The 12,098-nt window shown below is 28.7% G+C and carries 12 protein-coding genes; 5 read left to right on the forward strand and 7 right to left on the reverse strand.

Annotation, left to right across the window (positions count from 1 at the left end; all coding sequences use genetic code 11):
- Nucleotides 1-72 precede the first annotated feature (72 nt).
- Complete coding sequence (locus BN3265_RS05270; protein ID WP_058990506.1) at nt 73-972, reverse strand: diacylglycerol/lipid kinase family protein; 900 nt, start codon at nt 970-972, stop codon at nt 73-75.
- Between the two features lie 120 nt (nt 973-1,092).
- Nucleotides 1,093-1,920, reverse strand: a complete 828-nt coding sequence (locus BN3265_RS05275; protein WP_058990507.1) for an exodeoxyribonuclease III — start codon at nt 1,918-1,920, stop codon at nt 1,093-1,095.
- Between the two features lie 124 nt (nt 1,921-2,044).
- Here BN3265_RS05275 and ypfJ point away from each other — a divergent pair, with 124 nt between their 5' ends.
- Complete coding sequence (ypfJ, locus tag BN3265_RS05280) at nt 2,045-2,905, forward strand: KPN_02809 family neutral zinc metallopeptidase (RefSeq protein WP_058990508.1); 861 nt, start codon at nt 2,045-2,047, stop codon at nt 2,903-2,905.
- 62 nt (nt 2,906-2,967) lie between these two features.
- Here ypfJ and BN3265_RS05285 read toward each other — a convergent pair whose 3' ends face one another.
- Complete coding sequence (locus BN3265_RS05285) at nt 2,968-3,303, reverse strand: ArsR/SmtB family transcription factor (RefSeq protein ID WP_058990509.1); 336 nt, start codon at nt 3,301-3,303, stop codon at nt 2,968-2,970.
- A 147-nt stretch (nt 3,304-3,450) separates the two neighbouring features.
- On the opposite strand from BN3265_RS05285, the gene BN3265_RS05290 reads away from it, so the two are divergent.
- The 4 genes from BN3265_RS05290 to BN3265_RS05305 all read left to right on the forward strand — a co-directional run bounded on the left by BN3265_RS05290 (nt 3,451) and on the right by BN3265_RS05305 (nt 7,695).
- Nucleotides 3,451-3,669: a hypothetical protein gene (locus BN3265_RS05290; RefSeq protein ID WP_058990510.1), complete on the forward strand. Its 219-nt coding sequence runs from the start codon at nt 3,451-3,453 to the stop codon at nt 3,667-3,669.
- Nucleotides 3,670-3,678: 9 nt separating this feature from the next.
- Complete coding sequence (locus BN3265_RS05295) at nt 3,679-5,562, forward strand: heavy metal translocating P-type ATPase (protein ID WP_058990511.1); 1,884 nt, start codon at nt 3,679-3,681, stop codon at nt 5,560-5,562.
- A gap of 127 nt (nt 5,563-5,689) precedes the next feature.
- Entirely contained in the window at nt 5,690-7,027 is a 1,338-nt protein-coding gene (locus BN3265_RS05300; protein WP_058990512.1) for an MATE family efflux transporter, read from the forward strand.
- Entirely contained in the window at nt 7,024-7,695 is a 672-nt protein-coding gene (locus BN3265_RS05305) for a YjjG family noncanonical pyrimidine nucleotidase (RefSeq protein ID WP_058990513.1), read from the forward strand. Before BN3265_RS05300 ends, BN3265_RS05305 begins: the two co-directional genes overlap by 4 nt.
- 29 nt (nt 7,696-7,724) lie before the next feature.
- Here the strand turns inward: BN3265_RS05305 and thiC are convergent, their stop codons facing one another.
- The 4 genes from thiC to BN3265_RS05325 all read right to left on the reverse strand — a co-directional run bounded on the left by thiC (nt 7,725) and on the right by BN3265_RS05325 (nt 12,052).
- Nucleotides 7,725-9,020: a phosphomethylpyrimidine synthase ThiC gene (gene thiC / locus BN3265_RS05310; protein WP_058990514.1), complete on the reverse strand. Its 1,296-nt coding sequence runs from the start codon at nt 9,018-9,020 to the stop codon at nt 7,725-7,727.
- A 222-nt stretch (nt 9,021-9,242) separates the two neighbouring features.
- Nucleotides 9,243-9,575, reverse strand: a complete 333-nt coding sequence (locus tag BN3265_RS05315) for a hypothetical protein (protein ID WP_058990515.1) — start codon at nt 9,573-9,575, stop codon at nt 9,243-9,245.
- The gene (locus BN3265_RS05320; RefSeq protein WP_058990516.1) at nt 9,568-10,524 is read right to left on the reverse strand and encodes an L-lactate dehydrogenase; all 957 of its coding nucleotides are present in this window, start codon (nt 10,522-10,524) and stop codon (nt 9,568-9,570) included. The genes BN3265_RS05315 and BN3265_RS05320 overlap by 8 nt, the downstream gene beginning before the upstream one ends.
- A gap of 115 nt (nt 10,525-10,639) precedes the next feature.
- The gene (locus BN3265_RS05325; RefSeq protein ID WP_058990517.1) at nt 10,640-12,052 is read right to left on the reverse strand and encodes an alanine/glycine:cation symporter family protein; all 1,413 of its coding nucleotides are present in this window, start codon (nt 12,050-12,052) and stop codon (nt 10,640-10,642) included.
- Nucleotides 12,053-12,098: the final 46 nt, after the last annotated feature.

Consider the following 12,098-nt stretch of genomic DNA (forward strand, 5'->3'; position numbering starts at 1 on the left):
AGTCATGATTCGTTATACTGTTTATAATCAATTATTTCAAGATATTCAATAATAATTAAATATGTTTTATATTTAATTATTGTTGGTTGGAAGATAGATTTCTATATGTTTTTCTAAAATTTCAATATCACATGGAAGTTTTTCTTTTACTTCTCCGTCCATATCAAGATCAATTTCTTTTTCTTCTAGATTTTTAATAGAAAGTTTTTTGCAAGTGAAAGATTTTACATTTTCATTTTCATCAACTTTCCCAAATAACATATCTTTTGCAGCATTTACTTTTGATAGAAGTCCCTCTTCAGTCATTATGAACACATTTAACTCACCATCGCTTAAACTTCCATCATCTTGAGAAAATTCTAAATTTCCAATTTTATTTACTGTCATTACATAAAGTAAAGATGCATCGCATTCAAAAAATTTATCTTCATATTCTATTTCTATTTTTACAGTTTCATCATTTGGAATAGTTTTCATTATATTTTTAACATAGGCAAAGCCACCTAATTTTTCTTTTTCTTCAGATTTGGTTGATGTAGTTGCTTCTATTAATTTTCCAAAACATACATAATAAGAAAAATATGTGTCATTGCATTTTCCTATATCGACTTTTTTTGTTTTTTCAAATGATAAATTATCTATTGCTTCTTTCAAATCATTTGATCCACCAATTAATTGCATATAGGTATTATTTGTTCCTCCAGGTAATAGTCCTATTTTAGGTCTATATTCCATTTTTGAGACCCCATTTATAACTTCATTGAATGTACCATCTCCACCTACAACAAATATTGAATCGAATTTATCATCACAAGCTTTTCTTGCAAAATTTTCCCCATCATTTTCTTTTTCAGTTTTTTTATCTATTACTTGGTCAAATTCATCTTCTAATTTTTTCTTTAAAATTTCTATAAATTCATCATTATTACCATCACCAGAATTGGGATTTTCAATTATCATACATTTTTTCATAATTTCTCCTTAAATAAGTAATTAAAATTTTTCTTATTTAAATTTTATACCCAAATTTTGTATCAAATAAAAAAACAGAATATCTTCTTAAATAGTCTTAAAGATATTCTGTAAAAATTTTTATATATCTATTTTTAAATAAATTGGAGTATGGTCTTGCCTATCTCCAGAATCTATCATATCAGATTCTTTTATTTTTTCCTTTATCCTATCTGATACAATAAAATAATCTATTCTCCAGCCTGAATTATTAATTTTACTTGTTTTTACTCTTTGAGCCCACCAGGTGTATTTTCCTTCAACATCTCCATGTATATGCCTAAAAGTATCAATAAAACCTCTATTTAATAAATTTGTAAATCCTTGTCTTTCTTCATCAGTAAATCCTGCTGATTCATGATTATTTTCTGGATGTTTTAGGTCAATTTCTTTGTGGGCAACATTAAAATCTCCACAAGCTATTACTGGCTTTTCTTTATCTAGATTTTCTAAATAATTTGCATATTTTTCATCCCAAATTTCTCTTAAAGAAAGTCTATTTAATCCGTTTCCTGCATTTGGTGTATAAACTTGAGTAAGATAAAATTCTTCAAATTCTAAAGTAATTATCCTTGCTTCTTGATCCATTGTATCTGGTGCATCTAAAATTGGATAAGAGATTTGAGATTTGTAATTTTTTTTGTAAAGAGTCATACAGCCTGCATATGATTTTCTTGCAGGTTCTTGAGAACTTATCCACGCGTAATCATATTCTGGAAAATAACTTTCTAAAATTTCCTTGTGTTTTTTGCTTGGACCTGTTCTTGGTAATTTTGTTTCTTGCAAACAAATTATATCAGCATCTTCTTTTACAATTGTATTTAAAACTTCTCTTGACATTTTTGCCCTATTTGAATCGCTTGTAAGAGCAGCGTTTAGGGAATCTATATTCCATGAAATAAACTTCATTTATTCTCCTTTTCTTTTACTCATTATTACAAATATTTTACCAATACTTTAAAATATTACAATTTATAAAATATTAAACTACATTTAGGGTATTATTTTATTAGAGATAATTTTGGAGGTTAATATGAAATGGAAAAATAGAAGAAAAAGTTCCAATGTAAATAGAGGTTCTAGTGCACCCATTGCTTTTGGTGGAGGAATTGGGGGATTAATTTTAGTCTTAGTTCTTTATTTTTTAGGTGCGGATCCATCTGTTATAAATAATCAAAATGTTGATCAAGGACAAAACAGTCAGTACGAGGAAAAAATCTCTGAAGGACAAAAAGAATTAGAAGATTTTTTATCAGTTGTTCTTGCAGATACTGAAGATATGTGGCACGAAAAATTTCAAGAATATAATTTAACTTACAATGAACCAAATATGACTCTTTATACTGGTTCTACAAAATCAGCTTGTGGGATAGCGCAATCTGGTATGGGACCATTTTATTGTCCTCTCGATCAGGCTGTTTATATTGATGTATCTTTTTATGATGAATTAAAAAATACTTTTGGAGCTGGAGGTGATTTTGCTTTTGCTTATGTGCTTGCCCACGAAGTTGGTCATCATGTTCAAAACGAATTGGGAATTTTAAATCAAACTCAACAACTTCAAAAGGAATTGCCAGAAAGAGAATACAACAAATATTCAGTTGCTCAAGAATTGCAAGCTGATTATTTTGCAGGAGTATATGCTTACTATTCAAAAGAAAAAGGATATTTGGAAGCAGGAGATATAGAAGAAGCGATGCGAGCAGCTTCATCAATTGGTGATGATAAAATTCAAAAAATGTCAGGATCAAATATAAATCCAGATAAATTTACCCATGGTTCAAGTAAGGATAGAAAAAATGCTTTTGATATGGGATATAAATATCATGATATTGAACACTCTATGGATTTTTACAAAAATTTAGAATACAAAATTCAAATAAATATAAATTAAATAAAAAACAAAGGAGTCTTTTAAAATTATGAAATCAAACCATAATTTTAAAGGCTCCTTTGTTATAAATTTTTACTTTTTAAAATAATATTATACATAAATTCACTAAGTTTATTATCATTGGCCTTGTAAAACATTTCTTTTCCTTCTCTATTTGAAATAATAAGTCCTGCATTTTTTAAAATTTTTAAATGATGGCTTACTGCTGGAGATGACATGTTCATAATTGCAGCAATATTTATTACACATTCTTTTCTGTGGCACAAAAGCCAAAATATTTGAAGCCTTTTTGGATCTCCTAATTGTTTAAAAGCTTTAGAAATATCATCAGCCTTATTTTCTTCTAATAAAAAATCAATTTTATCATCGTTTTTATGATGTTTGTGTGGTAGTTTCATTTTTCTCTCCTTAATAATACTTTACCACAAAATCAAAAAACAATTAAATAATTATTTAATCTTGACTTTTTATAAGGACTCTTGTATTATGAACTTAGATACAATTAAATGAATGTTTAATCGTAAATATTTTTAAAGGAGAAATTTATGAAAAAATCATACAAAATTGAAGTGGATTGCCCTTCATGTGCAAATAAAATGGAAATTGAAGCAAAAAATACAAATGGAGTCAAAGACTGCACCATTAATTTTATGATGTTAAAAATGAAAGTAACATTTGAAGATGGTGTAGATGAAAAAGAAGTCATGAAAAATGTTTTAACAAATTGCAGAAAAATTGAAAAAGACTGTGAGATTTATTTTTAAGGAAAAATCATGACTAAAAAACAAAAGAAAAATTTATCTAGGATAATCTTATCAGCCTTAATCTTAATTATCCTACATTTTCTAAATTTTAATAATATTTTTACAAGTATAATGTATTTAATTTCCTATCTTTTGGTTGGATATGACGTTTTACTTGAGGCTTTTAATGGAATTAAAAATAAACAGGCTTTTGATGAATCTCTTTTGATGTCTATTGCAACAATTGGAGCAATAATTCTTGCTTTTTATACAAAAAGTGGGGATTTTGTGGAAGCTGTTGCTGTTATGCTTTTTTATCAAATTGGAGAATTTTTCCAATCATATGCTGTTGGTAAAAGCAGAAAATCTATTGCAGATCTTATGGATATAGCTCCAGATTTTGCAAATATTGAAGATGAAAATGGAAATATAGAAGAAGTTGATCCAGACGATGTTGAAATTGGATCAACAATTGTAATTAAGCCTGGAGAAAAAGTTCCTTTAGATGGAATTGTAATTGATGGACAATCTTCACTTGATACAAAAGCCTTGACAGGTGAGTCTGTTCCAAAGGATGTAAGAGAAGGATCTGAAATATATTCAGGATCAATTAATTTAAATGGTTTATTAAAAATTAAAACTACAAAAGAATTTGGAGAATCTACCGTTACAAAAGTTTTAGAATTAATTGAAGATGCATCAGAAAGAAAATCAAAATCTGAGGATTTTATTACAAAATTTGCAAGAATTTATACACCAGTAGTTGTATATCTCGCCCTAGCTTTGGCATTTTTACCAGGAATATTTTCATTTTTTATGGGAAATAGTCCAAATTTTTCATCTTGGATTTATAGGGCTTTGATATTTTTAATTATATCTTGCCCATGTGCCTTGGTTATTTCAATTCCTCTTTCATTTTTTGCAGGAATTGGATCTGCAAGCAAAAAGGGAATTCTTGTAAAGGGATCAAATTTCATGGAAGTTTTATCAAATGTTGACCAAATTATTTTTGATAAAACTGGAACCTTGACAAAGGGAACTTTTGAAGTAACAGCTGTTCATCCAGAAAAATTATCTAAAGAAGAACTTCTTCATATAGCAAGTCACGTTGAAAGATATTCAACCCACCCTATTGCAGATTCTTTGAGAAAAGCCTATCCAAATGAAAAGGATGATTGTAAGGTTAGTGATATAAAAGAAATTTCAGGCTATGGAATAAGTGCAAAAGTAAATGGTGATGTGGTCTACCTTGGAAATTCAAAATTAATGGATAAATTTAATATAGAATGGAAAGCTTGTGAAAAAATTGGAACCATAATTCATCTTGCAATAAATAATGTTTACCAAGGTCACATTGTAATATCAGATACAATAAAAGAAAATTCAAAAAAAGCTATTTGTGATTTGAAAAAAAATAATATAAGCAAAACAATTATGCTTACTGGGGATTCAAAAGAAGTTGGAGAAAATGTTGCAAAAAATTTATCTTTGGATGAATTTTACAGCGAATTACTTCCTCAAGACAAGGTAAAAATTCTTGATGAAATTTTGGATAAAAAAGATGATGAAAATAAAAAAATTGCCTTTGTTGGTGATGGAATAAATGATGCCCCTGCTCTAACTCGAGCTGATATAGGAATTGCCATGGGAGCTATGGGCTCAGATGCAGCAATAGAGGCTGCTGATGTTGTTTTAATGGACGATGATCCTGGAAAAATTCCAACGGCAATAAAAATTTCAAAAAAATGCCTAAGAATTGTAAAAGAAAACATATATTTTTCTATTGGAGTGAAAATTATAGTTTTAATTCTCGGAGCACTTGGACTAACATCAATGTGGGCTGCAATTTTTGCTGATGTTGGCGTAACTATTATAGCTGTTTTAAATGCTATGAGATGTATGTATTTAAAATAAGTTAATAAATTAAATAATAATTTTTATAAAAGTGCAAAGTTTTTCTTTGTGCTTTTATTTTGTCCAATTTGACATAATTTTTTTTAAGCTTTATACTTTACTAGATTACACAAAGGAAAAGATATTTATGAATAACTATTTGATTGATCAATCCCCGAGCAAAGCTCTAGTAAAATTTTCTATACCAATGATAATAGCTAGTTTTTTTCAACAAATATATACAATAGTAGATTCTGCTGTTGTGGGAAAATTTGTTGGAGAAAAGGCCCTAGCATCAATTGGTGCATCATTTGCTCTTACTACAATTTTTATTTGTATAGCAATTGGTGGCGGTGTTGGAGCAAGTGTTGCAATTTCTAGATATTTTGGCAAAAAATATTATCCTAGAATGAAACTTGCTATATATACTGCGATTATCTCTTTTTTAATACTTTCAATCCTTCTTTCCCTTTTTGGCTTGAAATTTTCAAAAGAAATACTCTTACTTTTAAATACTCCCGAAGAAGTTCTAGACCTTGCAATTATATATCTTGACATATATTTTTATGGACTTCCATTTTTATTTATGTACAATATAATATCCTCACTTTTTAATTCATTGGGAGAATCAAAAATCCCCTTGTATTTTTTGATTTTTTCATCGACTTTAAATGTTTTTTTGGATGTTTATTTTGTAAGAGATTTAAATTTTGGAATTAAAGGAGCAGCCTACGCAACCTTACTTGCCCAAGGTATTTCCTCTATTTTTTCTTTAATTGTTTTTCTAAAATTAATCAAAAATTTCAAAATAAAATCTATAGGAATATTTAGTTTTAAAGAATTAAGTAATATGGCACATCTTGCAATTCCTTCAATCATACAACAATCTACAGTCACTATTGGACAAGTTTTAGTCCAATCTGTAGTAAATTCTTTTGGTACAGAAATATTAGCAGGTTTTTCAGCGGCATTAAGAGTTGAAACACTTTGTATAGTTCCAATGAATGCAATAGGAAATGCTACAAGTGCTTTTAGCTCTCAAAATCTTGGAGCAAAAAAATTAGAAAGAATAAAAAAAGGCTTAAGGATATCTATGCTAATGGTAATTACTATATCTATTATTATTTGTATATACCTAAGACTCAATTATCACCAAATAATTTCAATGTTTTTAAATAAAAATGCTTCAAAATTATCAGTTGATACTGGTCAAGCTTACCTAAAATTTATAGCTTTTTTCTTCTCATTTGTCGGATTAAAAATGGCTGTCGATGGGGTTTTAAGAGGAATTGGTGATGTGAAAGTTTTTACAAGTTCAAATATTATAAATTTATTTATTAGAGTAGTACTTGCAAAAATATTGGCACCAAAATATGGAATTGCTATGGTTTGGTATGCAGTCCCTTTGGGATGGCTTTCAAACTTTATTATTTCCTTTACCTATTATCAACTAATAAAAAGAAAGGATTTCAAGTTATTAATATGATTAAAGCAGTTTTAATAGATATTGATGATACAATTTTTGATTTTGAAAAATGTTCTAAAAATGCCTTTAAAAAAACTTTAAAAAAACTAGATTTATCCTATAAAGAAAAAGATTTTTCTTATTTTAATAAGGTAAATGATATTTTGTGGAGTAAGCAAAAATTGGGAGAAATTAATATTGAGGAAGTTTTTACCCACAGATCAAATATGATGAGTAAATATTTTAAACTTGATATAGAAAAAAAGATATTTAACGATTTATTTGTAGAATTTCTATATGATGAAGTCGAGATGGTAGATGGGATTGAAGATTTGTTATATTATTTATCGAATAAATATCAAATTTATGCTGCAAGTAACGGCCTTTATGATATGCAGTTAAATAGGATAAAAAAATCAAATCTTTATAAATATTTCACAGATATTTTTGTATCAGATAAAATTGGCTATGAAAAACCAGATAAAAGATTTTTTAAAAAAATAATGGACATTACAAAATATTCAAACGATGATTTAATAATGATTGGAGATAGTATAAAATCTGACATAATTGGTGCAAAAAATTCAAAAATCAAATCTATTTATTTTAATAAAGAGAACAAAAAAATTTCAGATAAAAGCTTCACTTACCAAGTAAAAAATTTATCTGAAATTAAAAATATATTATAAAAAGTGCGACAAACTCGCACTTTTTAATTCTATAATTTTATATCTTTTCCTTCAAGAATTAAATTCATATTTCTAGCTGAGCACATTGCCCCACACATAGTACATGTTTCCTCTTCTTCTGGATTTGAAGATGCTCTGTACTCTCTACATTTTTCAGGATCGATTGCAAGTTCAAACATTCCTTCCCAATCAAGTTTTTGTCTTTTCTTACTCATTTCAAGATCCCATTTTCTTGCATCTTTTAATTTTGCAATATCGCCTGCATGAGCTGCAATTTTTGCTGCAACAATTCCTTCTTTAACATCATCCACATCTGGAAGTTTTAAATGTTCTGCTGGAGTTACATAGCAAAGGAAATCTGCCCCGTGACTTGCCGCAATTGCTCCTCCTATTGCACTTGTAATATGGTCATATCCTGGAGCAATATCACAAACCAAAGGTCCCAAAACATAAAATGGTGCATTATGACACAATTTTTTTTCAAGCTTCATATTCATTTCAATATCATTAATTGGAACGTGTCCTGGTCCTTCAATAATAACTTGAACATCCTTCTCCCAAGCTCTTTTTGTAAGCTCACCTAAGGTGATTAATTCTGCAATTTGAGCAGGATCTGTTGCATCATGAATTCCACCTGGTCTTAAAGAATCTCCAAGTGATAAGGTAACATCATATTCTCTTAAAATATCCAAAAGTTCATCATAATATTCGTAGAATGGATTTTCCCTATCATTCATTTTCATCCAACCAAATAAAAGTGATCCACCACGAGATACAATTTCATTTATCCTTCTATTTCTCATAAAAATTTCTGCATTAGCATTATTAATTCCACAATGAATTGTAACAAAATCAACTCCGTTTTCAGCGTGATTTCTTACTACATCCAAAAATTCATGGGCTTTTATAAAACTTAGACCCTTATCCAAAAATCCAACAGCATCATACATAGGAACAGTCCCAATCATTGCAGTAGATTTTTCAATCAATCTTTTTCTAAATTCTTGAGTTTTACCATAATTTGATAAATCCATAATTGATTCAGCTCCCATTTTAAGAGCCATATCAACTTTTTGCATCTCAAGATCAAGGTCATTTAAGTCTTTTGAAATTCCCAAATTTACATTTATTTTTGTCTTTAATCCTGTACCAATTCCTTCTGGGGAAATGGAATTGTGATTTTTATTTCTTGGAATTACAATTTCACCTTTGGCAATTTTTTCTAAAAGAAATTCTTCACTAACGTTTTCTTTTTTGGCAACAATTTTCATTTCTTCAGTTACAAAACCATGTTTTGCAGCTTCCATCTGTGTCTTATACTTCATAAATTAAAAAAACCTCCTAAAATTACTTATAGGAGAATAAATATGCTTCATCCCTTGCAGGCATTATCCTGTCCGGTTTGATGGTCGAAGTCGAACTTCCTCTCAGCACATAGCTCCCATAGATCATTAATTTACAATTACCATTATATTAAAAAAAACAAATTAAGTAAAATAAAGCTTAAATTTTTACAAAAAAATAGAGCCATAATAATATGACCCTATTTATTTATTTAAATAATTTTCTAAATTTTTTATAGCTTTATTTATATTTTCTGCTTTAAATCCCTTATTTTCATTTCCAAGAAGAATTTTTATATCATATTCATCCATTTTGCAAATATCTGATAATTCTTTGAAACTTAAATTAGAATTTTTTGCCAAGCTTTTAAACTTATCTATATTTTTATAAAAAGATTTTTCATAAAATGCCTTGGACAAATTAGATAAAAATAATCCAAAAAGTCCAGCATAAATATTAATAGTTTTGTAAAGAAAAAAACAAATAATTATATCACAAACTCCATAAAGAAAATATTTATAATATAGTTTATTCACCTAAAACCTCTTTTGCTAATTTATAATTTTCTTCAAGGTCCTTACATGATTTATCAAACATTTTTTGTTCTTTGTCAGAAATTTCCATCTCAAGAATTTTCTCACATCCATTTGCTCCAATAACTGCTGGAACCCCTGTGTATAAACCCTTATTATTATATTCCCCATCAAGAAAAGCTGAAGTCATAATAATTCTTTTTTCATCAAGTAAAATTGCCCTTGTAAAATCAACCAAGCAATTTGCTATCCCAAAATGAGTAGCACCTTTTCCTTTTATAATTTGAAAAGCCTTGTCCCTAATATTTTCAGAAACTTCTTCTTTAAATTTATCTTCATCTTCAATATTATCTAAAAATTTATCAATAGAAATTCCCTTAATCCTTGCATTTGACCACAAAGCAACTGATGAATTTCCATGTTCTCCTATTACATATGCCTCAACATCTTTTGGATTACAATTTACTTCTTTTGCCAAATATTGAATGAACCTTGCAGTATCAAGATTTGTTCCACTTCCAACAATTTTATTATGAGGAAGGCCTGAAACTTTTTGTACTACTTTTGAAATAACATCAACCGGATTTGTTGCAAGCAAAATTACTCCATCATAACCATTTTCAATAACTTTTGGAATTGTATCAAGAACCATCCTAGTTGCAATTTTTATATCATCAAGTCTGTTTGTAAGATTTTTTTGGCTATTTCCATAGCATAAAACTACTAAATCAGCATCTTTGCAATCTTCATAAACTCCTTCTTTAACCAAAGTTGGAGATTCTGTTTTGCAACTTGCATCCATTAAATCATTTACATCTGCAACAGCCTTTTCTTTTTCAATATCAATAATTGAAAGACTTGTAGCAAGACCAGAATTTACCAAAGCATAAGCATATGATGATCCTACATATCCACTTCCAATTAAAACAACTTTTCTACCTAACTTATTCATAAATACCTCCATGTATTATTTCTAAGCTTATTATACTTTTATTGTAGATAAATAAAAATAATAAATTATTTTAAGATTTTCCAAATAAAAAAGCCCTAGATAAACTAGGACTAAATTATATTTCAAAATTTTTATATTCACCCTCATCTGAATAAAGAACATTATCTTCCTTATTCCAAACAGGTTTTTTTCCTTTTTGTTTTTGGTCTTCGTAGTCATCCAAAACTGTCTTTACAGATTTGAATAAAAATATTAAGGTGATTACGTTAATAAATACTAAAATTCCCACAAATACATCTATAAGTCCCCAAACAATTTCAAGAGACATTTTTGTAGAAACTATAAACATTACTGCTGCAAAAAGTCTATAAATCCAAAGTGGTATTTTGTATTTGTCTTTAAAAATATGGATTATATTTGCTTCACCATAAAATAAATCGGCAATTAAAGTTGTAAATCCAAAAAATGCCATAGCTAGTGCAACAACCCATCTTCCTACATAACCAATTTCATATGAGAAAGCATCTTGAACAAGATTAATTCCATCAGATCCATTTCCCAAAACTCCAGTTAATAAAATTGCAAAAGCTGTAAGAGTACAAATTATACAAGTTGTAACAAATGTTCCAAACATTCCCAAAAATCCTTGTTCTGCAGGATGATCGACATCTGCTGATGAATGCATAATACCTGCAATACCATTACCAGCATCATTTGAGAACAATCCTCTTGCAACACCATTTCTAAAAGCATCCATTACACTGTGACCAATTATTCCGCCAACTGCAGCTTGTGGACTAAAAGCTGATTTGAAAATTAGTGCAAAAACTGTAGGAATTTTTGTAATATTTGTTATTATAATTATAAAAACAACTAGAACATAAAAAGCTGCCATAATTGGAACCAAAAATCCTGTAACTTTAGTAAGTCTTTTTACTCCACCAATTGTTATGATTCCAGCTAAAATAGTAACTACTGCTCCTACGATTATTGGGTTAAATTCAATTACACCTTGAAAACCCTTGGCAATAGAATTTGTTTGCATAAAGGCTATACAAAGTCCTACACCAATTATGTACAAAAATGCAGTAATAATTCCTAAAACTTTTTTACCTAAACCATTTCTAATATAATAAGCAGGGCCCCCTCTATAGGTTCCATCAGATAATTTCACCCTATAAACTTGACCTAAAACTGTTTCTGCAAAAGTAATTACCATTCCTAAAATTGAAGTAACCCACATCCAAAAAATTGCACCTGGTCCACCAGCAACAAGAGCTGATGCTACTCCAACTAATGATCCTGTTCCAACTTGTCCACCAACAGCTGCTGCCAAGGCACCAAATCCTGAAACATTGTCATCACTTTTCAAATTTTTCTTCAAAACATCTTTTATATCTTTAGCATATTTAATTTGTGGAAAGCCTAATCTAATTGTATAATACAGCCCAACTCCCAGCAAAACATAGCCGATAATATTGCTCCATAAAAAATCAGCAATATCTATTATATTATCTAATATAAACATAAATCCTCTCTTTCTTGCAAATGTCTATATATTATTATTTTTTTGC

The organism is Anaerococcus rubeinfantis, from assembly GCF_001487145.1.
GTDB lineage: Bacteria > Bacillota > Clostridia > Tissierellales > Peptoniphilaceae > Anaerococcus > Anaerococcus rubeinfantis.